This is a genomic window from Siphonobacter sp. (genome assembly GCF_048595215.1).
GTDB lineage: Bacteria > Bacteroidota > Bacteroidia > Cytophagales > Spirosomataceae > Siphonobacter.
Genome location: NZ_JBMDWJ010000123.1, coordinates 23,282 through 46,910, shown reverse-complemented (window position 1 = coordinate 46,910; position 23,629 = coordinate 23,282). Strand labels below are relative to the sequence as shown.

The window sequence follows — 23,629 nt, the reverse complement described above, 5'->3', positions numbered from 1 at the left end:
CCGACCACTGCCAGATCGCCGTCCTTGTCATAGTCAAAGAAGGCCGCGTGGGTCGAATAGGAATCATCGGCGATGCCGTATTCGGCCGCTTTTTCGGTAAAGGTCAGGTGTTTCGACCCGCCCGGAGCGAGTACGACCTTTTGCAGCGTGGTCCAGGTATTCGTGCCTTTCTGATCTACTTCAAACGTCAGCGTCACTTCCTGCGAATCGTGGTTTTGTACCCAGGCCGAGCGGTGTTTCCAGCCCGCAAACAGAAAAGGTTCGGAAGCGGAATCTACGGTTTCCTGAAGCCAGACGGCTCCTTCGGCGGTATTAGGGCCTAGTTCATCGGGCATTTGCAGCGAAGTAAACCACAGGTTGGAATTGGACTGGCCGGGACCTTCGATGCTGCCTTTTACCTTCCGCTTATTCAAAAATTCCTTCTGAGCCGAATCATCGCACCCAAATACCAGCTGATTATTCCAACGGGTGTAATCACCAATGACTTTCAGATACGCCGAGCGGGGACGAATCCCGGCCGAGTTAGCCGTGGTAAAAGTCGCCGGAAACCGCCAGAATAGCCCGTGCATGGTCATTAAATAATCCGATTGCTGAGGCGTGCCAACATCCCGGATCCGAGGCCATTCGGTATTCCAACCGTGTGCTCCGTCGTACGAATGGCTGGCTTTGGGTAATCGGAAAAATTGCCAGCCCGTTTGCGGATTCCGTACGCCCAGCAAAACGGATTTATGGTCCCAGCCCGTCGCCCAGATCGGGTCCGCCTGCGGGTTTTTATTGCCGTAAATACCGCCGGGACCCGTTACTTCCACGAATTGATTGCGGCGAACGACTTTCCAGTCATGACCATCCCACTCGGAGAGCGAACCCGCCGGAACATCGAACTGCTCAAGAGCCCTTTTGCCGGGTTCACCGTTGTTGGAATAAACCAGTACGCCCTGCCCCGAATACAAGCCTTTGCCATGAGCCCCGGGAAGCAGGGCATTCTGGAGGTTGTTGGATTCATCGGATTCTTTCTGGCGATTTACGTTTCCGTCTTCGTACAACAGCTTGGGTTTTAGCGTCTTTACATCCACTTCGTAAAAACCCTCTTCCATAGTACCGTAGTAAATCTTGTGGGCAGGGTCGGTGAGGTGGCGGGCATTGCCCGTATGTCGACCGGGCATAGCGGTATACGGAATGGTACGAACTTGTCCCTTCGCGTCAATCGCGTAGGGACCGATGAAAAGTTGATTGCTTTCCGGGTGAATCATTCGATTGGCGGGCGTACCACCTATGCTTTCCGAACGAATCGTTTGCTGCAAATCCGGACTAATGGCGTACAGTTTATCCGAAGAACCAAACGGTAAATGCGGACCGTAGGTGATGACCCACAGCTGATTGGCCCAGGGTACGACGGCCCCCGTACCACATTCGCCCTCGCGGTTGTACATGGCGAGGTGCGGATAAATACCACTGAACGAGGGGCGGCGAAGGGATTGGGCCCCGCAGGAATCCGCGAGTAGTACGTGAGCGGCTACGCAAGCCGAAAGAAAAAGTTTCTTCATTCGAATCGAAAAGTAATTTGGGAAAGGATAGAGCAGTACGGAGAATTTCAGTAACCCGGATTTTGCGTCAGATTGGGGTTGACGCGGATCTCCAGGGCGGGAATGGGCCAGAGGTACTGACGGCTGGCGTCAAAGCTGCGTTGAGCCACAATTTTAACGTCAGTGCCAAAACCGGAGTAGTCCGCCAGTCCATCCGTATCGATTGGCGTAACACCGGGAAAGGGCCATTTGGAGCGGTTCTGGGCAGCCGGATCGGGTAAGCCAATGACGGGTCGGGTGAGTGCCTTTTCCGCCAGTCGCCAGCGGATGAGGTCCATGTATCGCAAGCCTTCTTTGGCAAATTCCACCCGACGCTCCCGCCGAACGATTTGCCGTAGTTCGCTCACGTTCGTAGTGGTAATGGCCGGGTACGCCGCCGTATCGTCTACCCGCACCCCGTAAGCCCGGGCCCGTACCTGATTGATGGCCTGTAACACCGTCGGGTCGATTTCGCCCAGTTCTATTTTCGCTTCGGCGTAGGTTAGTAACACTTCAGCGTAGCGGATCAACAGAGCATCGGCATCTTCGCTCTGCTTGTCGGCCCAGCTTTGATCGATGCCTTTTTTCCAGAGAAAACCCGTAAAACTGGCAAATGCCGCGACACTCCGGGTATCCTGATTGGCCACTCGCCGATTTTCCTTGCTACTGAAAACGGTAACCGAGTCGGGGTGCGGCTGATAGGTATACCCCAGCCAATTTGTACCAAACTCAACAACCGTGGCCGTTAAGCGGGGATCGCGGTTTTTAAACGGCTCCCGGGGATTGTACAACGGAGATTCGTCGATGGGCTTGCCATCGCGGCATTCGTAGGCATCGACCAGCTCCCGGGTGGGAATCTGGGCTCCAAAACCGCCCGCAATCCGTGGTAGCTGATCCCGCACGGGCGTACCCGTTGTAAATACCTTCTGCATTTCATCCCGGGGAATACTGAGAATGATTTCCGGACTGGTTTCGCCGGCTTTCAGAAAGAGCTGACCATAATTTGAATGCAGACTGTATACTCCGGTCTGTTGCATAATGGCCTGAGAAGCGTCCTTGGCTACTGCCCAGTTGTTCGTGTACAGAGCCGTACGGGCTTTGATGGCCAGGGCTACCCCTTTGGTCAACCGACGTACAGCCGAAGTGGGGTACGAAGCGGGCAGGTTCGCAATGGCAAAATCAAGTTCATTGAAAACGAAGGTCAACACTTCATTACGGGGCGTACGGATCACGCTATACGATTGCTCCAGTACCAGCGGATCGGTAATGAGCGGAACGTCGCCAAAATGCGTCAGGAGTCTGGAATACTGGTAGGCTCGGATGAGTCGCATTTCTGCCTCCAGTCGCGTCAGTACGGTCGCGGGTGTATTGGCCGCTGCCCGATCTTTGTTAGCCAGGAAGGAATTCGCCCGGGCAATGGCTTTGTAGCAGACCGTCCAATAGGCCTGTGTCGTGGCATCTTCAGAATTCATCGTGCCGAAGGTGACCGCATTGCCCAGCATACCCCGATGCCAGTAATTATCCGTGAATTGTTCATTGTCGTTCCCCCAGAAATCCAGGCGATACAGATCGTTCACCGCCAGTTCGAGTTCAGTTTGATTGGCGTAGAACGTAGCCGTGGAGGGCTCAGACAAAGGGTTCAAGTCGAGCGAGTTGCAGGCGGTAAGACCGATACCTCCCAGCAGAAGAAACAGATATTTTTTCATAACGAAGCCGTGAAGGAGCTTAAAAGCGTAGAGTGATACCGCCCAGAAAGGTGGTGACGATGGGGTAGGAGGAGTTCGCGGCTTCCGGATCGGCGTAGCGGGGGAAGTGGTGAATCCGGAGTACGTCGTTGGCCGAAACGTACAATCGCGTCGATTGCAGGCCCAGTTTCTTGAGCACGTCTCCTTTCAGGGTATAGCCCAGCGTGATGTTTTTGACGCGGAAATACGATCCGTTGATGAGCCAGAAATCAGACGTTTCGTAATTAGCCGCCAGCGACTGCGTCGAAAGTCGCGGATACCGGGCCCGGGCGTTAACCTCCGCCGCATGGGTTTTACTCCAGAATTTACCCACAATTTCCTGCGGTACGTTTCCAAACGCTTCCCCAAAGGGTCGTACGATTTCATCGGGCAGGCGACTGAGTTTTTTACCAACGCCCTGAACGACCAATCCCAGATCAAAACCCTGATAATCCAGTCGAATCGTGCTGCCATACAGAAAACGGGGCAGGGAACCGCCCAGTAACACACGATCGTCGGGCGTGATGCGGCCATCGTTATTGATATCCACGTAGCGAACATCGCCCGCCGTAACGTTGGTATTCAGTCGCGGGGACTGACGGGCCTCCTCGGCGGTTTGGTATAAACCCGCCGAGCGGTAACCGAACCATTCGTTGTACTCACTGCCTTTGAACGTAGACTGACTACCCAGAATCTGGGTACCTTTCAAATCCACAATTTTTGACTTGGAGTCGGAAATATTGAAAGCAATGGAATAGTTGACTTTTCCAATCCGATCCCGCCAGCTGGTTTCCAGTTCCCAACCTTTCACGTCCATGATTCCGGCATTTTGCTGCGGCCGTTCATAACCCAGGTATAGCGGAATGTCCAGGGCCAGCAGGATATCGTAGGTGCGTTTGTGGTAGACGTCAAGGGCCGCACTCAGTCGGTTTTTGAAGAAGGCGGCGTCAATACCCGCATCCAGCGTTCGAGTGGTTTCCCAGGAAATATTTTCGACAGCATAGTCCACCTGACCACCGCCGTTCAGTGGAACGACTACGCCATTCTGGTAAAAAAGAGCATTGCTGAAACTGATGGTCGCCTGATACGGATAGTTCCCGATTCGCTCATTGCCTACCACGCCGTACGAACCACGTACTTTCAGAAACGATAGCCAGGGCGTACTCCGCAGAAAGTTCTCTTCGGAAATCGTCCAACCCGCAGAAATCGAAGGGAATAAAGCGTCGCGGTGCTGGCGATTGAAGCGGGAAGACTGATCATAGCGTAGATTACCCTGGATGTAGTACTTGTTCTGATAATCGTATTTAAGTCGACCAAATACCGAACGCAGGGCGGCCTCACTGGCACTGCCGGAGTTATCGCGTAACTCTTGCGAACCAGCATTCAGGTACGGAAAATCAATCAGGGCAAAACCACTCCGCGAGGCCGTCAGCGTTTCGCTGGAATTATACAGTTCTTCGTAACCCGCCAGCACATCCACGTTATGGCCCGAGCCGATTTCTTTGGAATAGCTGGCTAAAAACTGACCCGTAATGTTAGTGGTTTCCTGCCGTCGTTCGTTCAGCGTCGTACGGGGCTGATTGCTGAAAGCACTCGTACTACCGTCGAGGTTCGTAAACGTGATTCGCTTGGCAAAGGCTTTTCCCCGGTCAAAATCAAAACTCGGAGCGATCAGGGCCGTTAGGGTTAGTCCATCGATGGGTTTGAAGTTGAAGGCCAGTCGGCCCATCACCTGATTGTAGTACTCATTGTTGGTTCCCCCTTCGTTGAGCTGGGCAATCGGGTTTCGTCCATCCTTGCCCAGGGCGTACCGACCATCTGAGTAGTAATCGTCATAGATCGGAGGCATCAATCGGGCTTCGTACAAGGGATTAACCACGGGCGAAAGCGACTTGGTTCGCTTGTAGGTGACATCCAGCGTAATACCCAATTTAGAATTCACCTGCAAATCGTTGTTGACCCGCATCAGGTACCGCTCATAGTTGTAGTTGTCGTAAAAAGCCCCGGATTTCGTGTACCCCAGCGAGGCCTTGGTTTTAATTTTACCCGTTCCCATGGTAAACACCAGATCGTGGCGGACCCGCGGAGCCGTTGCCCGCGTCAGGATGGTTTTCTGCCAGTCGGTATTGGCAAAGGGAAAAACGTCCGGTTTATCCCGGTGGTACTGGTCGAAGTTCGTGATGTAATCGGCGGCGTAGGGACCTGCGGAAGAGCCGTCGTTGGTGGCCTGCTCGTTAAACAGCCGCATGTACTCCGGAGCATTGACGTAAGCGGGCAGAGCAGTTGGCTTCTGAAACCCGTATTCGGCGTTGTATTCAAAACTCGTTTGGCCTTCCTTGGATCGCTTAGTCGTCACCAGAATAACCCCAGCGGCTCCCCGAGAACCATAAATGGCGGCTGAAGCGGCATCTTTCAGTACCGTAATATTTTCCACATCATTCGGATTGACGTTATCGATGGTACTGACTGGTACACCGTCCACAATGATCAGGGGAGCGTTGGTGCCCAGCGTTGTAATGCCCCGGATGAGAATGTTGGAGCTGGCTCCGGGGGCTCCACTGCTCCGGGTGACGGATACGCCCGCAATACTGCCCTGTAAGGCTTCCGAAATCTGTACGGTCTGGCGACCCGCTACATCTTTAGAATCAATGGTGGAAATGGCCCCCGTCAGGTCCTTTTTCTTCTGTGTTCCGTAGCCGACCACAACGACTTCATCCAGCGATTGTTCGGCTGCTTTCAGCGTAATATTCAGTACGGCCTGATCCGTGATTAGAATGTCCTGGCTCTGGTAGCCAATGGAAGAGAAGGTAAGTGTTACTGACCCCGTATCCGCGATGGCCAGTCGGTAATCGCCTTGAGCGTCGGTAGTCGTACCGCGAGGCGTTCCTTTGATGGCTACACTGACGCCCGGTAGCTCCTTGGCCTTTTCATCCGTGACGCGACCCGTGATGGAACGGCTCTGAGCAAAAGCAGGCAACAGGATACTTAAGTATAGCAGACTGCTTAGTAGTAGTTTTAAATGCATAATTTTTTCTGATAATTAGAGGTTCTTCTGCAATTTTACCGGACTTGTGATTTAACTTAACAAACATAATTTTGGACTATACGGTGTTGAAAGCAGGAGGGGTATCCAATCCCTTATACAGAATTATGGACAAGGTAAGTGTCTGATGTACAGTAATATAGAAACCAATGGTTACGGATAAAGGCCAGGAGCAAACCTGGAGTTATTACTACTTGGAGCGTTGTTGCCAGCGAGTTGCCGAGACATACGGGAGGGAAGAGTGGTCCGAATGGACGAACGGAGACTACATTTTACTCAGTCGAATCCTGTTTCGGAAGACCCGGGTACAAATCAGCCCCAATACGCTGAAGCGAATTTTTGGAAAGATCAAGACGGATGCCCGGTATTATCCGCAAAAAGCGACCCGCGACGCCCTGGCTGCGTACGCGGGCTTCGGGGATTGGGACCAGCTCGTGGAAGTGATGGCGGAGGAGGAACCCCTGCCGGAGGTAGAAGAACCCCTCATCGAAGAGGAACTCCATCAAAATGCACCGGAACGGAACGAAAGTCCGGTTCCGAAACGATCTCCAACCCGTACGCTTTTGTGGATGGGGATGAGTCTACTAGTGCTGCTGGCCCTGTGGGCAGGCTGGAAAATGAGTCAGGGATCAAGTTCGGAAGGTACGCCTTCCCTGATCTGTAAAAATCCCGTAGGCGAAAACCCGCATTCGGCCATTTTTACCGTGCAAACGCCCCAGGAACGAGCGGATGATTATTCGCTGGATTTCGGTGATGGCAAGCGTATGGCAGTGAATCCGAATACGAGTGTCTATAACCATTATTACGAAGTGCCCGGCCGGTATCAGGCTGTTTTAATGCAGGGCAATGAACCCATCGATTCCACCACGGTGTACCTGCCCACGCAGGGTTGGGCGGCAACGGCTTATATGATGTACGACACCTCGCGGGTGTATCCCATTGACGTACCAGCTTTGTTTACGGGTGGAAAGCGAACAATTAACACGCGGGAGCTGTCTCAGGCGGGTATTGATACCAATCGTACCTTTTTTGTAGAATTTACCAACGCTCAGCAAACGGGTATCAGCGGGGATAACTTTGAACTGCAAACGCATTTGATCACTACGCCCGACCGGACCGGCATTCGGTGCTCTCAGGTGGATGTCCGGATTATGGGTGAGTCATCCAACCATACCTTTGTCGTGACCAAACCCGGCTGTGTGTATTGGTCACGACTGATCCTTTCCGAAAAAGGTTGGTATGGGCGACAGGAGGATCTGAGTTTCCTCGGGGCCGATTTACGCCGCGGAGGTACGTTACGCTTGCTGGTAAAAAATCAGCACGCCCGGTTGTACATTAATGACCGACAGGTATTCGAAAGCACCTATACGCATCCCTTACAGCAAATCTACGGCGTAAGTATCCGTTTTTCCGGCGTAGGAACCGTAAGCTCGCTGAACTTAAAGGATTTGAATACGGGTAAAATGTTCCAAGGGAGTTTTTAATAAGACGTTTAAGCGGTATGCTAACGATAATCAAGCCTGTACGGTCAGCTTTCGTTCCTGAAAGACGGCTAGTCATTTAGTCCGTATGCATTCCATGCGGGGCATCCCATGCCGGGCATCGCATGCGGGTACGCCCACCGCTGACTTCCTCTTATTCCAGGCCACCGCATTACCGAGGGAGCCACCATGGGATGGCCCCCATGGAATGCGATAGGACGGGGATTGGATTTAAGTCTTCCATGAAGGTATTTTATTTTTCTAATAACCCTCACCTATGGTCAAGGGATGAAAATATCTCCTGCATGTGGACCGCGGAACGACCTACGATAGCTGCAATGCGGAGGCCCTGAGCAAGCTATCGTTAGTCGTGGAGTGGACCACATGCTACTAGTCAGCCAGTTATGAAGACGAAACCCAGTCTAGGTTAATAAAGCATCTCAGTTGAATCAAACAGCAAAAACACCTTAACCTTTCCCATTCATATACTGACTAGGCGTGATACCAAACTGCTTCTGGAAATCACGCGAAAAGTTCGTCGGCAAACTGTACCCGACCAGAGCGGCGGCTTCATTGATTTTGTAGTGCCCCGTGGCCAGTAACTCAGCGGCTTTTTTCAGGCGGGAAAGGTTAATCAATTCATTTGGACTTAAATCCGATAAACCCTTGATTTTGCGGTAAAGCGTCGGTCGACTCATGTTCATAAGCCTGGAAAGCTGATCCACGTTCAGTTCCATATCGATAATGTGATCGTAGATGACCTGATTCAGCTGTTCCAGAAAAGCCTTATCCGCCGGTGTATACGCCATCCCCTTGAAGGGTGTCAGAGGCGAGCGGGCAAAGTACTCTTTCACCCGGTTCCGGTTGGCCAGTAAGCTTTCGATCTGGGCTTCCAGGTGAATGACCGAAAACGGTTTTTCCAGGTACGCATCCGCTCCGACTTCCAGCCCTTCCACTTTTGACTGTAGCGAGTTTTTCGCCGTGAGGAGTACAACCGGCACGTGACTATAAGCCAGGTCTGATTTGATGGTCCGGCACAACTCAATGCCGTCCATCACGGGCATCATGATGTCACTGATGACCAATTGCACATTCTCCTTCTGCAAAACTTCCAGAGCCTGCTGACCGTGGTAGGCGATGAGGACGTTATAGCGGTCACTGAATTCCTGATGAATGTACGCACTGATTTCCCGCTGATCCTCGACGAGTAAGAGCGTTGGTTTGGAAGGGTCCAATTCCTGCAGAGCTAGTACGTCTTCTTCGGTAAGTTCATTGGTTGAAAAGGATGGAAAGTCCAGCTCGTTTTCCTGGTGAATGGGTAAGCTTACCCGAAAGCAGTTCATCTCCTGTCGGTCGGTTTCCAGCGTCAGCGTCCCCTTGTGCAGCTCCGCCAGCGTTCGGGACAGGGGCAGTCCAATACCCGTGCCGGGTTGCTGGTCGGTTTCCTTGATGCGGTAAAAGGGTTCGAAAATCTTATCTTTTAACTCCTGCGGAATACGGTAACCATCGTTACTGACCTCAATTCGGAACAGATCATCTTCACTACTAAACGGCAGCAACTTTACCAGAATCGAGGAATCGGCGTATTTGATGGCATTACTGAGCAGATTACTCAGGATCTTCCGCAACGCTTCTTCATCGACAAAGCCGTGTAGCGTAATGCGGGGTAGTTCCAGTTTAAAGCTGAGCTGCCGCTCATCCGCGGCAGGTTTGAACCAGAGCCAGAGTTCATTTAGCAGGGCATTGATATCGGTATTGGCAAAATGAAGACGAATGCTCTGGGATTCGGCTTTTCGAAAATCCAGTAACTGATTCGTTAGTTCGATCAGGCGATTGGTATGTTTTTTCATCATGTGTAGGCTTTCACGTAAAAGGGGGTCCTGAATTGGCTGAAATAGCAATTTATCCAGAGGTAACTTAATGAGCGTTAACGGCGTACGAATTTCGTGAGCAACGTTGGTAAAAAACTCAATTTTGCTCGTATATATGGCCCGTTCCGTTTCTATCTCAAGCGATTTCATCTGCCTTTTGTTCTTTTCCGTAACGGCTAAATGATAGTATCGGAAAATAATGAAAATAATGGCCAGAACCAGACTGGCATACAGCACATATGCCCAGGGCGTCGCCCAGTAGGGAGGCAAAATCTGAATGCGGAGTACGGTTTCTTTGGGATTCCAGATACCGTCATTATTCGAACCCTGTACCCGAAAACGGTACGAACCCGCCGGTAGATTGGTATAATAAATCTTGCGGTTATTACTCAGGTTAACCCAGGTTGGATCCATCCCCTCCAGCATATACCGATATTGATTGATCGGGGCATTGGTATAACTCAGAGCCGCCACGTCCAGACTCAACGTAGACTGTCGGTGGGACAGCACCAGGGCCGGAGTATGGGTAATGGACTGCCGCAGAATCGAGTCTTTCGCTCCGATCCGGACTTCCTGGTTGTTCACCTGTAACCCGGTGATGTACACGGGCGGAATATACTGATTCGGGTGAACCGATGAAGCCGGATCCCAGTGAACGAGTCCTTTGACCGTGCCGAAATAAAGGCTGCCATCGGTGTCTTTAAAGGACGAATTGTAATTGAACTGCTCGGTAGGTAAGCCGTGAGCGGTGAAGTAGTGTTGCCACTGATTTCGCTGGGGATCAAACCGGGCCAGACCCCGTCCGGTGGAAATCCATATATATCCGAAGCGGTCTTCCTCCACCCGAAATATCTGGTTATCCGGTAAACCATTTTCTACGGTATAATGCGTAAACCGGTGTTGGGTTGGATCATAATGGGTCAAGCCCCCTTCGGTACAAATCCAGAGCTGGTGGTGTCGATCTTCGTAGAGGTGATTGACGTAATTGGTACGAAGGCCCGAACGGGTGGTAAAATGCCCCCGTTTGCCGGTTCGTTCATTCGCGTAATAAACGCCATGACCGTAACTTCCTACCCAAAGCGTACCGTCACTGGCTTCGTGAATGGTTTGGGTCTGGATATTAAAGAAGGGCTCGGCGACAAAGTCGTCCTCCTGAGGTCGGTACCGAAAGAGGCCATTCCAGGTACCCACCAGAATATCTCCGTTTCGGCGTTTGTACAGCGTCACGATAAAGTCGCTGCTGAAATGGCCGGGCTGAGGGGCAGACCGGTACCGGCGGATCACTTTCTCCGTTTTTAAATCCATCAGGTCCAGGCCGTGTTCGAGCGTACCAATCCAGAGTCGCTGGCCGTCGACCAGTAGTCCGTGAACATTCTGATAACTAATCCCGTGCTGACCCAAACCGGGACGAAAGGATTTGATATGCCCCGTAGCCAGATTCAACTTGTTCAAACCCGCGTCCTCGGTACCGATCCACAGGTTCCCCTGACCATCCTTCTGAATGCTGTGTACGACATTGCCACTCAAACTGTTTTGTCCCGGTAAGGGCAGGTATTTGGTAAAATGCGTCAGATGATCGGAGTAGTAATTAACGCCCCCAAAGGCCGTACCAATCCAGATGCCCTCTTCCCGATCCTGGTACAAACAGGCAATGGCGTTATTCGTAATCGAATACGGGTTTCCGTACTGGGCCTGAATGTGTGTCAGTTGCTGCGTGCGACTATTGTAAACGTAGATGCCCGATTCGGTACCAATCCAGAATTCGTACGGCGATTTTCGGAGTATGGAATTGACCCGCATTTCGAGGCCGTTGCTGCCCGTTAAAGGAACCGTCCGTCGCTGCTGGATGTGATGGAGCAATACCTGATTACCCTGCCGCAGTAGCAGCGTCGTATCACCCATGGAGTACATCGTCTCAATGCGGGCATACACCTGGCTGGGGTGGGGGAGTTCCTCGAAACGATCCGAACGGGCATCGTACCTTTTCAGTCGACCATTCTCCGTCGTTACCCAAACCGTACCCCGGTCTGAGACGTGTAGAAAGATGGACTGATCCTGGGCAAAGGAATAGACTTTAACCCGGTTGTGCTGATAACAGTAAAGCTTAAAGCCCGCAATAATCCACACCCGGTGTTGGGCGTCCGTTTGTAAGAAACGGATTTCATTGGCTGGAACACCCGTAAAACGCTGGAACGTTTCCAGACGGGGATCGTACCAGTAGACGCCCCTGGATGTACCCACCCACAGGCGTTGCTGCTGATCTTCGCACAGGCTGTAAACGGTATTACTTCCCAGACTCAGCGAATCTTTTACCGAGTGATGGAAAACTTTCACCGTATGCCCATCAAAGCGATTTAGACCGTTGCGGCTGCCAAACCACATAAAGCCCCGCCGATCCTGCAAAATACAGGTGATGGTATTGCTGGAAAAACCGTCGGCAACCTGGTAGGATTTAAAGTTGGAATAGTGGGGTTGAGCCCCGGAACCGATTCCCCACAGAAGCAATAGAACTGAAAAAAGATAACGCCTCATACACGCGATACAACTAGTCTTTAAAACTACAACGCCGGCGTGAGACGGTAGTTATTATGATACAATTTGAATCAAAATTGATACGCAGGGATTCTAAGTACTTTCTTTCTAAATCTTACTTTGCAGGATACTATTTATTGTGTGAATGATGCAAAATAGCACTTGCTTTCTCTTCTTCTCTTCCTGATTTAGGTCCTGGTATACTGGCACTTTTCGTAGCCCCAACTGCCCCTTAATCCTAACACGTTTACTTGCATGCTTTCGTATTTACATGTTTCTGGCCCATGCCGCCGATGGAGCGGCCTGTGGCTGTTGTTGCCCGCACTTCTAGTCAGCTATTCACTGATGGCTGTTCCCAGGCTAGCGGCCGTACCCATCACGGGGAAAGTCATTAGTAATACCGGCGATCCATTGCCCGGCGTATCCATTCTTGAAAAGGGAACGAATAACGGTACGCTCACGGATGCCGAAGGGAATTACAAAATTAACGTTCAGGGAGCCAGTTCCGTATTGACGTATACGTACATCGGTTTCGTAAAACAGGAAATTACCGTTGGTAATCAACCCGTGATTAACGTCACTTTGGAAGAATCCAGTAGTTCCTTGAATGAAGTAGTAGTAGTAGGGTACGGTACCCTCGATAAAAAAGAGGTAACCAGTGCCATTACGCACGTTTCGGGGAAAGACCTGTTAACCGTAGGTGTCACCAACCCTATTTCTGCTTTGCAGGGTAAGGTTTCCGGTCTGACCATTACCAATACGGGAGGTGGCGATCCGAACTCCATGCCGAGCATTCAGTTACGGGGCGTATCCTCGCGGGATGCAGGTCTGGGACCGCTAGTCGTCGTGAACGGTGTACCCGGTGGTGTACTCGAAAACATCAACCAGAACGATATTGAGTCGATTGATGTCCTGAAAGGGGGAGCGGCTTCGGCCATTTATGGTACCCGTGGCAGCAACGGTGTAATCATCATTACGACGAAAAAAGGCTCTCAGGGCTCTAAGGTGGATTACAACGGCTACGGAGCTTTCGATTTCGCTGCGATGCCTTTGAAAACGCTCTCGGCCAGTGAGTTTCTGGCTCAGAACCGGGGGACGGACTTCGGTGCCCAGACGGATTGGCTGAAATCCATTACGCGTGCTTCCGCTTTTTCCCACAAACATAGCCTGTCCTTTTCCGGCGGTGATGCCCGTAATAACTACCGGGCTACGGCGGATTACCGGGATGCTCAGGGTCTGGATTTACGCTCGGGTCGTGAAGAGTACGGAGCTCGTCTGATGTTGAATCACACCTCGGCCAACAATCTGTATACGCTGAGTTTGAACGTAGCTCCGCGTTACTTCAAAAGCAATAATGCCGATTACGATTCCTTCGATCAGGCTCTGACGCTCAATCCAACCCTCCCTATTTTTGATCCCCAGAATCCGACGCGTTATAACCGCATTCAGTCGGGCTTTTCGTCACCGTTCAACCCCGTTGAGCGGCTACGTACCGAACAAAGCGGTACCGAAGGAAAGATCCTCGATTACAACGCCAGTTTGCTGGTGAACCTCCTGCCGACGCTGACCACTCAGCTGACGTTTGGTCAGTTTACCCGGGATTACTTTGACTTTTTCTTCCGGCCTTCGACTTCTACCTACGCCGCTCAGTACCAAGGTAGCATGAACTCGGCCAGCCGGGCGTATAACAAGTACGACCAGCGAAGTCTGGAGTGGGTGGGTAACTACTCGCTGACGAAAGGAGTTCATGACGTGAAAGTACTCGGAGGGTATTCGTACCAGTACTTCCAAAGCTCAGGTCTATCGGGCGAAAACCGCCAGATGCCTTCCGATGCCTTGACGTATAACAACATCGGAACGGGTCTGTATCAGCAGGTGGAAGGCCGCAATGGCATGGGAACCTACAAAAACGATTCCCGTCTGATTGCTTTCTTCGGTCGGGTCAACTACGCCTTGCAGGACAAATACCTGTTCTCGGCCAGCTTACGCCGCGAAGGTTCTTCCAAGTTTGGTTATAACCACAAGTGGGGTAACTTCCCCGCGGCTTCCGTGGGGTGGCGTTTAAGCCAGGAGGCGTTCATGAAGCCCCTAAGCTGGATTGACGATCTGAAACTTCGGGCCGATTACGGGGTGACCGGAAACCAGGATTTCGGTAACTACCTGTCACTAGATACCTACAGTGGCTACGGCTACTATCCCCTCAACGGATCGCAGTATCAGGTGTGGGGACCCAGCCAGAACACGAACTACGACTTACGCTGGGAAACGGCGGAAAACCTGAACTTTGGCGTTGATTTTTCGATCTTTAAGGAACGGTTTTCGGGAAGTATCAACTACTATACCCGCAAGAACAAGGATCTGCTGGGCTTTTACTCGGTGCCTCTGCCCCCCAACATCCAGGGTTCTACCTACGCTAACGTAGGAACGATGCAGAACTCGGGGATCGAATTACAACTGAATGCCCAGGTCGTTTCAACGTCTGCCTTTACTTATAGTGTAGCCTTTGCGGGAGCTACCAATAGCAATAAATTCGTATCCTTCTCCAATGCAGCGTATCAGGGCCAAAACTACATTGACGTCGTTGGTCTGCCCAGCCCCGGATCGCCCGGAACGGCTCAACGCTTACAGGAAGGTCAGCGGATTGGTACGTTCTATATGCTGCACGCAGCAGGCGTAGGTGATGATGGCAAACTGCTCGTGTACAACCAGAAAGGAGACATCATTTCCGCCGATAAAGCCAATAACGACGATAAACGCGTGGTAGGAAACGGCTTACCGAAAGCCACTCTGAGTTTAAACAACACGTTTACGTACAAAAAGTGGGATGCTTCGGTATTCTTCCGGGCCGTGGTAGGTTACAAACTATTCAATTTGCAGGCTTTCTATACGGGTACGCCCGGTACGCAGTCCAATGCCAACGTATTGACTTCAGCGTACGGCGGGGGTAAGTACGCTAAACTAACTAATCAGGCTACGACCGTAATCTTATCGGATTACTTCCTGGAAGATGGCTCGTTCCTGAAGCTAGATAACGTAACGCTGGGTTATACGCCGAAAGTAAATCTGAAAGCCATCCGCTCGATTCGTCTGTACGCGGCGGCCCGGAACCTGCTGACGTTTACCTCCTTCACGGGCGGTGATCCCGATCGATACCCCATCAACGGCTTGTATCCCGGTATCAACAGCTCAGCTTCCGGTAACAACAGCTCCCGTTCCTATTATCCCACGACCACCCAGATTCTGGCCGGAATCCAACTGGGTCTGTAACCTTTACTTCACATGAAAAAGATACTTTCCTATATTTTACTGACGAGTGTGCTCAGCAGTTGTACGAACCTGGACGAGACGCTGTACGATCGGATTACCTCCGAAAACTTCCTCCAAACCAAGGAAGATGTGTACCGTACGTTTCTGCGGACTTTCGAACACGGCTACTGGACCGTACAGGGCGATCAGTTTATTATGCAGGAATTGCCCGCCGATCAGTTCATGACGCCCAACCGGGAAGGCGACTGGTACGACGGTGGACAATTTATCCGGGCTCACCAGCATACCTGGACGTCGCAGGATGGCTACACCAGCGGTGCCTGGAACAACCTCTACACGGGCGTTGCTTTAGCCACGAACTCGTTACAGGATATTGAAGCCATTGATCCGGCCAAATTCAATTTGACGGCGGCGGAGCAGAAGCAGTTTATTGCCGAACTCCGCACCATGCGGGCCTGGTACTACCTCCGTCTGTTCGATTTCTACCGCAATATTGAAATCATCACCCGGGTAAAAGGCGAAACGCAAGGTACGACCCAATCCACGCCGCAGGAGACGTTTCGCTTTATTGAAACGGAACTCAAGGAAGCCTTACCTGATCTAGCCATGAAAGGCGATGCCGGTACGGAACTGTTCCAGGGTCGCTGGACGAAGGCGGGAGCGATGACGCTACTGGCCCGTCTGTACCTGAACGCCAAGGTATACATCAACGAAGACCACTTCGCGGACTGTGCGACCATCTGCCGGGATATTGTAGATGGGAAATACGGCAACTACACCATTGAAAATCGCTGGGATGCTCCTTTTGACTGGAACAACGATCAATCACCGGAAACCGTTTTTGCCTTTCCGGGTACCTTTGGTCGCTCGCACTGGCAGTACGAAGGCGGAATGTACTGGTGGATGATGCCTTACAATGCTCCCCAGAACTACCTGGGCTTCACCGACTGGGGCGGCAGTAACCCCCGTTTTGCCCTGCAGCCCGGTCGCAATGTCGATAATGTCGAATATCCGTTTACGCTGGGCAAGCCCTTCGTGAAGTTCCAGAAGTACAGCGATGATGTTCGGTTGAAAAAGTACCGCAACCTGGGCAACAACAGTCGGGAAGGGATGTTCCTCTACGGTTACCTGACTTACAATAACAACCGCGATACCCTGGCGAGTACCCGTGGCTACAAACTGTACATTCGGGATCAGGTGGGCTGGTTTAAAAACACGCCTCCCACTCAGGTACCGGCGGATAAGGAGTCGAACATGAACCACGCCGATCAAAACTCCGGCGTATACATGCTCAAGTATCCATTCTACCGTACGGAAGACGAGCACAAAATCGAAGCTGATTACGCCGAAATTCGTCTGGCCGAAGTCTATTACACCCTGGCGGAATGCGAATTCCGGGCCGGAAATAAAGCGAAAGCAGCCGACTTGCTGAATCGCGTTCGGAAGCGGTACTACCCGGCGGGCTCGCCGAGTTTGTATCCGGCGGATGGCAGTACGCTGACGGAACAGGAATTACTCGACGAATGGGGTCGCGAGTTTTTAGGCGAAGGCCGCCGTCGTACGGACCTGATTCGCTTTAATCAGTTCAATACCGGAACCTGGTGGGACAAACAACCCGATGCCGATTCGCACACGAGTATTTTTCCCATCGGTTTTAACGTATTGAACGTATCGCCGCAATTGCAGCAGAACCCTGGGTACTAATCGCTGAAGCTGTATCCCATTTACCTCTAAAACTAGTTAGGCAGCCTGTAGGAACACAGTTCTTGCGGGCTGCCTTTTTTTAAGAAAGAATAGCGATCGGGTTGGAATAAGCTTTTTGTAAAGGGATGAGCTTTTCGAGGCGAATCCGTAGTTTCGATCTACTTAACGAACTCATGCCGTATGAATGAAGAACCTTTGCCCCTGAAAAAAGCCAGTGCCAATGATCACCTGGCAAATGAACGAACCTTTTTGGCCTGGGTTCGGACCAGTATCGGGGTGATGGGGTTTGGCTTTGTAGTGGTCAAGTTTTCCCTGTTTATCCGACAAATTTCGGCCGCATTAGGCCGAGAAAATCAAGTGTACTCAACGGGTTACTCACCCATCATTGGCATTTTACTCATCGGCTTGGGCTCCCTTACCCTGCTGCTCGGGTACCTGCGTTACCAAACCACCAAACGGCAACTGGATCAAGGACAGTACTATCATTCCGCACTAGCCATGCAGGTGATTACGGGCCTCTTATTCATCGCCAGTATGTTGCTTTTATGGTACGTTATTCAAACGACCTAAGACTAGTAAGGGCCTGGTATCTCTTTCCCATAAGATATGTATGGCTTTGTCTGTATCAAATGCTGACCGATAGGTGTTCAGGTAGGAGCTTGAAACAGTCCTTCTACCTTATTACCTTTGTCAGCTACCTTCCCTAACAAACACGCATGCACGCTTATCTGCTCGACTACATCAAGACCCGATCCCACAGCCCGATTACTGAAGCGGAGGTAAGCTTGATTAAGGAAGCCTTCATTCCCAAAAAGTTAAGGAAAAGGCAGTTTCTTTTACAGGAAGGGGAAGTGTGCAAGTACATTGGTTTCATCATTAAAGGAGCGACCCGTCAGTATACCGTTGATGAAAAGGGCTACGAGCACATTCTAAATTTGTGTATCGAAGACTGGTGGGTATCCGATCGGGAAAGTTTCCATAAAGAAACGCCTTCCATCTACAACATTGATGCCTGGGAAGAAACCGATTTACTGTTACTGCCCAAAGCCAATGAGTACTACGAACGGTTGAATTGTATTCCTGCCTTTAATGAAATGCGGATTCAACTGGATGATAACCATCACATTGCTTCTCAACGGCGGCTTCACGATTCCATCTACCATACCGCTGAATACCGTTACGAAGAACTCATTAAGCAGCATCCCGAATTCCTGCAACGCTTCCCCCAACACGTGATTGCTTCGTACCTGGGCATGACCAAGGAAACGCTTAGCCGCATACGTAATCAGTCCGTCAGAAAATGAGGGAATCTGGTTTCAAGCAAATACGAAGAAAGTTGTATCTACTGATGAGTGTCGCTTAGCCCATAAAGACATACAAGTGATGCACCTTATCGTCTTCAATCACCATAAAATCCATGCTGCTGAGCGTACCCTGTGCGGTACCAATGGTTCCGTATAGCCGAACCCCGTTTTGGGTAGCTTCGATGGGTTGAGCGGCGGAAAAAAAGTAATGCGGATCTTCGTTGATTAGTTTTCCAATAAAGTCCGATACGGCGTTGATTCCCTGCAGAATAAAATGCGTATCGTACAGCTGCATGTCTTCCGCGTAAATCGTCTGCAAAAGCTCCGTACGCTTAACGGAATCTTTTTCATTCCAGGCAGCCACGTGTACGTCTTGTAGCGTCTGTAAGGTTTTGGCATCCATAGGGGATTCTTTCCAGTTAAGGGTAGAGAAAAGTATACGAGGGATAGCTATTAAAGAAATAGAGGGGAATCGGTGTAAAATACTGTCCTTCAACAGCATTTTACACCGATTCTACTACGCTGGGGATACTACTACTTGAATTCCAAACCTATTCCCTTTCCCGATAGCTTAGGGCACCTGAAGGGCAATGATTGATCTGATGAATCAGCTCAGCGGTGCTGGCATTTTGGGGGCTTACCCACGGATGTTCTTTAGGATGGTAGACATGGGGCAAAAGTCTCACGCAATTACCCGAGTGAATACAAAGTTCCGGCTTCCAGAGAATCGTAATCTCGCCGTTCGAATATTCCTTGGTCATAGGTAGGTATCGTAAATGGTGAGTAATCGGATGAATCTGTTTAACAGACAAATTAGAAAAAAGCCTTTACAAACACAGGGGAATAGCTTCTTTCATGAGTCGAAAATGTTTGGATCAAGACAGGAACCAGACCGTCACGTTAAAACAAGACATCCTGAAAGTCAGGCGTTTTTTTGAATACGGCGTTAGCGAAGGGACAAAGCGGTAGTATTTTTATTTGTTTTTCGCGGGCAAAATCAACGGCGGCCTGTACTAATTGTTTTCCCACCTGCTGCCCTCGCAGTACGTCACTGACTTCAGTATGGTCAATGATGATGCGTTGCTCCCCCGACCAGAGGTACGTCATTTCGGCTTCTGAAACTTCCGCCACTTCTACATAAAATTTCCCGTTCTTTCCGTTGTCCTGATGTTGAATGACCATGAATAAATGGTGGTTTACGTGTTGATAGAGCTGATGTTTACTTTTTTACTTGCATGAGTTCGATCCCGGATAAAGGGCCGCCTACGTCCTGAAGTTTGCCGCCTTCCGTTAAGTTGCCCAGAACAATCGGTTCAAAACCCATATCCTTTGTGATACGGCTTACGGTTTGGATGGCTTCGTCATCGTTGCCACTCATGAAAATAACTCGGGTCCCCGTACTATTTTTTGGCGGTAGAGCAAGCGTAGCGGCTGCCAGGGTATTGAAGGCTTTGACGACGTGATGAGTCGGAAAAAGGCTGGCTACGTACGAACCAGTGGTTGCTCCTCCCGTATCCGCCAGTTGAAAAGGGTTTACGGATACGATGTTGTTCGTCGCGTCCACCAGGATTTTACCCCGAAAAGCGGCCAAGTCTTTAGCTAGCTCTTCTAAGTGGTTCCAGGGTACGGCTATAAACAAAACGTCCGCGTTCTCAATCGTTTCCTGTAGATCCGCCGCCCGTAGGGACCCTCCCGTAGTGGCTACCCAGGATTCCAGCGAGGCGGCCCCCCGGCTATTGGTAAGCCAGACCGGATGGTTTGTTTGCGATAGATGCGTAGCCAGGGCCCGTCCGATATGCCCGGCACCAATAATGCCAATCGTCTTCGTCATGATTCGTACTTGGTTAAAACCGTATTTAGTAGATCAGTTTCTGAGCGTCCGATGCCGCGGCAATGTGTTGCAGATTACCGCTGCGGTACTGGCTGTACAGGTCCTTGATTTCTTCGGGTGTGTTGGCAATGAAAGGGCCGTGCGAAACAATCGCATCGTGCGTGGGCTTGGCCGCGTATAAGACAAAACGTACGCCGGCTTCCCCCGCCTGCATACGCAGCTCACTAGCCGTTTCTTCCTTAAAGAGGTCCAGCCAGGCAACCTGATCCTGATTGATGGTTTGTGTACCAATTTTCAGGGAACCGCTAATCACGTAGAGGAAAGCATTGTAGTCAGCCGGGAATTGCACCGAATACGCTACCGAGGGATGTAATTCAAATTCTGCTACGATCAGGGGCGTATAGTTTTGTACGGGCGAGTGAATACCGGCCAGTGAACCACTGTACAAACGCAACTGTACACCCTCCTGATTGAGTGTAGGTACCCGCTCGGCGGGTAAAATCTGTAGACGGGGCGTCACCCAGCGGTTGACTTTGGGAAGGCTCAGCCACATTTGAAACAAACGACCTTTGGTAGGACCATCAATGGTTTCCGTATGAATGGTACCACTACCGGCAGTCATCAATTGAAAGTCGCCCTTCTTCATCGACTCTAGGCGTTCTTTAATTTCTCCGTCGATGAGCAACGATACGGTTTCAAATCCCGCGTGCGGATGCGGACCACCCGCAGGGTCGTGATCCTTTTTATCCAGCATGTCGTCCATCAGGAAAATAAAAGGATCGGTTTGACTAAAGCCACCAGTAACTACGCTACGAGCGATGTGACCGCCCCCCAGAAAGCCCCGTTCATTAGGCGGCGTATAAATCTTGGTAACGGATCTTTGTATCATTATTTTCAGTGTTAAATCTCGTACAAACGTACTCGAATCTAACGCCTGAAGCCGATGAGCTAGGATAATTAAAAACGTTGATCTAGGTCAACAACAGCTGGGAATGTTTTGGGAAGAACATAACTGAAGAGTCAGTATTTTGGATGAGATAAACCCCGGACACAGGGTCTACAAGCGATCTAACCTGAAGGCTGCTTACCAGCTACCTCCGGCTCCACCGCCGCCCGTAGTACCCCCGCCCCAACTACCGGAAGAAGACGAGGAAGAGGAACGACTACTGCCAGACAAGGTTGAAGACCCGGAGCGTTGCTCAGCAAGGGGAGCTTTAACGACCGATTTGATGAAAACCTCGTGTTTGCAATGCCGACAAATTCTCACTTTCTTGCCCGTACCCGCCTGATGTTGCGTCGCCCGTGTGATCGTAAGCGTAACGGGTTCACTGAGGGTTCGGAAGCCGCAGGCAGGGCAAGCCAGATGCGTCTCGTACTGATCCGACGGATGCGGAATGATCTTGCGTTCCCCCTGACTTCCCAGCCAAACATCGTACGTCAGACTATTGAGCTTTTCTTCGACCTGTTGTCCCATAGAAAGAAAACCGTTGCGGTCGGAGGCTTCATCCGGGTTGAGCCGTTGCATGGGGTGGCCCTGACTGTCGAGTGGCGGCGTAAAACGGCTGGTGCTACGTTGCGATCGAATTCTTTCCAACATCGGATACAAAAGCGTAGGCGGCGAAAGGAGTACCTGCCACCAGGTAACCCGGAACAGATGCTGTACCGAACTGAAAAACGTTGGATCATCCCGGTACTGGCTTCTCAGGTGAGCCAGCGTATGGAGGTGCTTGAAAAACAGTACAAAACCAATGGTAACGTAGGTCAGGTAGGGCAGTACCTGAGCAAAATGCTGGAATAATTTTGAAAACGATCCCGTAAAAAAAAGAAGGACGATTAGGATACCCACGACGATAATCAAACCCAGTACGACGATTTCCAGCGTTTCGGAGTAACGGTTCGGAATGATTTTTACCGGAGCACCTTTCGTAAAGCTAGCTAGCTGCCACAAAGCCAATCCGGCTAAACTCACCAGTACGAGAAAGACAAGCAAACCCGATAGATCAGTACTGGATCGGGGTTTGTACTGCCTGAGCAGGGAAGAAAGTTCTTTTTCGTGAGCGGGCTGTTGCAGGTAATCGGACAAAGTTCGCACGGTTGCCAGGATACCTTCGCCGTACTCTTGTTTACGAAAGGCCGGTACTAGCAATTCCTCGCCCATGGCTTTTAGCGTAGCGTCGGGCAGTATTCCTTCCAACCCGTAACCCGTAATAAAACGGTACTGCCGTCGCTGCGTAGCAATGAAGAGCAGAAGACCGTTATTGGCTTTGGCCTTGCCTATACCCCAGTGACGAAACAGTTCGGTAGCAAAGCTGAAATCGTCCTCATCTTCGTTAAAATCAGGAATGATCACGATGGCTGTCTCGACGCCCGTACGACGTTCAAGTCTTTGTAAAACGTGCGTAATGGAATCAAAATCGGAAAGAGGAAGTAACCCGGCGGGGTCACTGATGTAGCCCTGAGCGTCCTCTTTGGGATTCGGAATATCTTCTACGGTCGAAAAACTCTGGGCCTGTACCCCAATCAACCCCAACCATAGGATCAGTCCAAGACCAGCGAAAAGAATACGGTTGATCGCTATTACTGAAAATATTCTGGAGCAAAGAAGCGTCGTAGGATTCATGCGTACGTGGCGGGTAGTTCGAAACAGTACTTCTTTCGTTAACGATCGAAAAAAGATAAGGTTTGCTTAAAACCTACGTAAAAGCACTTAATTCGCGTTCTGTCCATGGGAGATTCGGTAGCTGGTAATGATCAAATTCCAGACAATTATTATCAAAACACGTTTAAAATAGGTACCGTTGGGTCGCGAACAGAACCCCTACTTATTGCAATTTTTAATGGTATACGCATTCCTTATGAAAATCCCTTTTCTGTTGATTTTTCTCTCTTTTCTGACTAGTCCCCTTTTTGCTCAGGAACTCCGAACCGGCTCCCACGACCTGCGGATTCAGTGGATCGAATTCAATAATGCCAAACCGGGAACGGTTGAGGTAACGTCCATAGGCAAAGGTAAATACAAAATCAAAGGTGAACAGCGGGACCCAACTCGAAATGAATACGTAACCATTCAAGGAACCGTTGAGGTAGCCGAACGAAAACTTTTGTTTGACGGAAAAATCGTTTCCAGAATCGAATCCATCAACGAAGGAAAACCCTGCGAACGCGTGGGACCTCAGGTGTTTCGGGCTACGGGTACTCGCAAGTACTGGCGGCTGTTCGAGAAGCTCAACTGCGACGGCATCACTACCGATTACATTGATATTTTCTTCTAGCTGATCCGATAGTTATTTATCCAACCTTCAACTTAATC

The 23,629-nt window shown here is 50.7% G+C and carries 15 protein-coding genes and 1 pseudogene; 6 read left to right on the top strand and 10 right to left on the bottom strand.

Translation table 11 applies throughout. The features are described 5' to 3' along the window. The 3 genes and pseudogenes from ACOJTG_RS07475 to ACOJTG_RS07465 all read right to left on the bottom strand — a co-directional run. A pseudogene (locus ACOJTG_RS07475) lies at nucleotides 1–1,544 on the bottom strand (hypothetical protein); the annotation flags it as partial. Between the two features lie 47 nt (nucleotides 1,545–1,591). Further along, a complete protein-coding gene (locus tag ACOJTG_RS07470) occupies nucleotides 1,592–3,268 on the bottom strand; it encodes a RagB/SusD family nutrient uptake outer membrane protein (RefSeq protein ID WP_420153234.1) in 1,677 nt (558 codons plus the stop codon). 19 nt (nucleotides 3,269–3,287) lie between these two features. Then, nucleotides 3,288–6,311 (bottom strand): SusC/RagA family TonB-linked outer membrane protein, encoded by a 3,024-nt coding sequence (locus ACOJTG_RS07465; protein ID WP_420153233.1) that lies wholly within the window; start codon nucleotides 6,309–6,311, stop codon nucleotides 3,288–3,290. A 167-nt stretch (nucleotides 6,312–6,478) separates the two neighbouring features. Between ACOJTG_RS07465 and ACOJTG_RS07460 the strand changes: the two genes are divergently transcribed. Continuing rightward, a complete protein-coding gene (locus tag ACOJTG_RS07460; RefSeq protein ID WP_420153232.1) occupies nucleotides 6,479–7,813 on the top strand; it encodes a hypothetical protein in 1,335 nt (444 codons plus the stop codon). A gap of 464 nt (nucleotides 7,814–8,277) precedes the next feature. On the opposite strand, the gene ACOJTG_RS07455 is transcribed toward ACOJTG_RS07460, so the two are convergent. Further along, entirely contained in the window at nucleotides 8,278–12,213 is a 3,936-nt protein-coding gene (locus tag ACOJTG_RS07455; protein WP_420153231.1) for a hybrid sensor histidine kinase/response regulator transcription factor, read from the bottom strand. A 345-nt stretch (nucleotides 12,214–12,558) separates the two neighbouring features. Here ACOJTG_RS07455 and ACOJTG_RS07450 point away from each other — a divergent pair, with 345 nt between their 5' ends. From ACOJTG_RS07450 to ACOJTG_RS07435, 4 genes are all read left to right on the top strand, one after another. Then, nucleotides 12,559–15,480, top strand: coding sequence for a SusC/RagA family TonB-linked outer membrane protein (locus tag ACOJTG_RS07450; protein ID WP_420153230.1), 2,922 nt, complete (start codon nucleotides 12,559–12,561; stop codon nucleotides 15,478–15,480). A 12-nt stretch (nucleotides 15,481–15,492) separates the two neighbouring features. Then, complete coding sequence (locus tag ACOJTG_RS07445; protein ID WP_420153229.1) at nucleotides 15,493–17,184, top strand: RagB/SusD family nutrient uptake outer membrane protein; 1,692 nt, start codon at nucleotides 15,493–15,495, stop codon at nucleotides 17,182–17,184. Between the two features lie 180 nt (nucleotides 17,185–17,364). After that, nucleotides 17,365–17,754 carry a YidH family protein gene (locus ACOJTG_RS07440; protein WP_420153228.1) on the top strand — a complete coding sequence of 130 codons (390 nt, stop codon included), beginning with the start codon at nucleotides 17,365–17,367 and terminating at the stop codon, nucleotides 17,752–17,754. A 146-nt stretch (nucleotides 17,755–17,900) separates the two neighbouring features. Then, a complete protein-coding gene (locus ACOJTG_RS07435; protein WP_420153227.1) occupies nucleotides 17,901–18,488 on the top strand; it encodes a Crp/Fnr family transcriptional regulator in 588 nt (195 codons plus the stop codon). A gap of 55 nt (nucleotides 18,489–18,543) precedes the next feature. Here ACOJTG_RS07435 and ACOJTG_RS07430 read toward each other — a convergent pair whose 3' ends face one another. The 6 genes from ACOJTG_RS07430 to ACOJTG_RS07405 all read right to left on the bottom strand — a co-directional run bounded on the left by ACOJTG_RS07430 (nucleotide 18,544) and on the right by ACOJTG_RS07405 (nucleotide 22,939). After that, a complete protein-coding gene (locus tag ACOJTG_RS07430; RefSeq protein ID WP_420153226.1) occupies nucleotides 18,544–18,891 on the bottom strand; it encodes a nuclear transport factor 2 family protein in 348 nt (115 codons plus the stop codon). Nucleotides 18,892–19,039: 148 nt separating this feature from the next. After that, entirely contained in the window at nucleotides 19,040–19,249 is a 210-nt protein-coding gene (locus ACOJTG_RS07425; RefSeq protein ID WP_420153225.1) for a (4Fe-4S)-binding protein, read from the bottom strand. A gap of 139 nt (nucleotides 19,250–19,388) precedes the next feature. Next, the gene (locus tag ACOJTG_RS07420) at nucleotides 19,389–19,670 is read right to left on the bottom strand and encodes a GNAT family N-acetyltransferase (protein ID WP_420153224.1); all 282 of its coding nucleotides are present in this window, start codon (nucleotides 19,668–19,670) and stop codon (nucleotides 19,389–19,391) included. A 37-nt stretch (nucleotides 19,671–19,707) separates the two neighbouring features. Next, complete coding sequence (locus ACOJTG_RS07415; protein WP_420153223.1) at nucleotides 19,708–20,319, bottom strand: NADPH-dependent F420 reductase; 612 nt, start codon at nucleotides 20,317–20,319, stop codon at nucleotides 19,708–19,710. A gap of 25 nt (nucleotides 20,320–20,344) precedes the next feature. Next, on the bottom strand, nucleotides 20,345–21,208 hold the full coding sequence (locus ACOJTG_RS07410; RefSeq protein ID WP_420153222.1) for a pirin family protein: 864 nt from the start codon (nucleotides 21,206–21,208) through the stop codon (nucleotides 20,345–20,347). A gap of 195 nt (nucleotides 21,209–21,403) precedes the next feature. Further along, the gene (locus tag ACOJTG_RS07405) at nucleotides 21,404–22,939 is read right to left on the bottom strand and encodes a TPM domain-containing protein (RefSeq protein WP_420153221.1); all 1,536 of its coding nucleotides are present in this window, start codon (nucleotides 22,937–22,939) and stop codon (nucleotides 21,404–21,406) included. 235 nt (nucleotides 22,940–23,174) lie between these two features. Here ACOJTG_RS07405 and ACOJTG_RS07400 point away from each other — a divergent pair, with 235 nt between their 5' ends. Next, a complete protein-coding gene (locus tag ACOJTG_RS07400; RefSeq protein ID WP_420153220.1) occupies nucleotides 23,175–23,591 on the top strand; it encodes a hypothetical protein in 417 nt (138 codons plus the stop codon). The last annotated feature ends 38 nt before the right edge of the window (nucleotides 23,592–23,629 follow it).

What these genes read in the sequence shown, in the direction of transcription:
- ACOJTG_RS07445 (WP_420153229.1), top strand. Translation starts at nt 15,493, where the DNA reads ATGAAAAAGATACTTTCCTATATTTTACTGACGAGTGTGCTCAGCAGT.
- ACOJTG_RS07415 (WP_420153223.1), bottom strand. Translation starts at nt 20,319, where the DNA reads ATGACGAAGACGATTGGCATTATTGGTGCCGGGCATATCGGACGGGCC.
- ACOJTG_RS07450 (WP_420153230.1), top strand. Translation starts at nt 12,559, where the DNA reads ATGGCTGTTCCCAGGCTAGCGGCCGTACCCATCACGGGGAAAGTCATT.
- ACOJTG_RS07455 (WP_420153231.1), bottom strand. Translation starts at nt 12,213, where the DNA reads ATGAGGCGTTATCTTTTTTCAGTTCTATTGCTTCTGTGGGGAATCGGT.
- ACOJTG_RS07420 (WP_420153224.1), bottom strand. Translation starts at nt 19,670, where the DNA reads ATGGTCATTCAACATCAGGACAACGGAAAGAACGGGAAATTTTATGTA.
- ACOJTG_RS07425 (WP_420153225.1), bottom strand. Translation starts at nt 19,249, where the DNA reads ATGACCAAGGAATATTCGAACGGCGAGATTACGATTCTCTGGAAGCCG.
- ACOJTG_RS07435 (WP_420153227.1), top strand. Translation starts at nt 17,901, where the DNA reads ATGCACGCTTATCTGCTCGACTACATCAAGACCCGATCCCACAGCCCG.
- ACOJTG_RS07470 (WP_420153234.1), bottom strand. Translation starts at nt 3,268, where the DNA reads ATGAAAAAATATCTGTTTCTTCTGCTGGGAGGTATCGGTCTTACCGCC.
- ACOJTG_RS07430 (WP_420153226.1), bottom strand. Translation starts at nt 18,891, where the DNA reads ATGGATGCCAAAACCTTACAGACGCTACAAGACGTACACGTGGCTGCC.
- ACOJTG_RS07440 (WP_420153228.1), top strand. Translation starts at nt 17,365, where the DNA reads ATGAATGAAGAACCTTTGCCCCTGAAAAAAGCCAGTGCCAATGATCAC.
- ACOJTG_RS07410 (WP_420153222.1), bottom strand. Translation starts at nt 21,208, where the DNA reads ATGATACAAAGATCCGTTACCAAGATTTATACGCCGCCTAATGAACGG.
- ACOJTG_RS07400 (WP_420153220.1), top strand. Translation starts at nt 23,175, where the DNA reads ATGAAAATCCCTTTTCTGTTGATTTTTCTCTCTTTTCTGACTAGTCCC.
- ACOJTG_RS07405 (WP_420153221.1), bottom strand. Translation starts at nt 22,939, where the DNA reads ATGAATCCTACGACGCTTCTTTGCTCCAGAATATTTTCAGTAATAGCG.
- ACOJTG_RS07465 (WP_420153233.1), bottom strand. Translation starts at nt 6,311, where the DNA reads ATGCATTTAAAACTACTACTAAGCAGTCTGCTATACTTAAGTATCCTG.
- ACOJTG_RS07460 (WP_420153232.1), top strand. Translation starts at nt 6,479, where the DNA reads ATGGTTACGGATAAAGGCCAGGAGCAAACCTGGAGTTATTACTACTTG.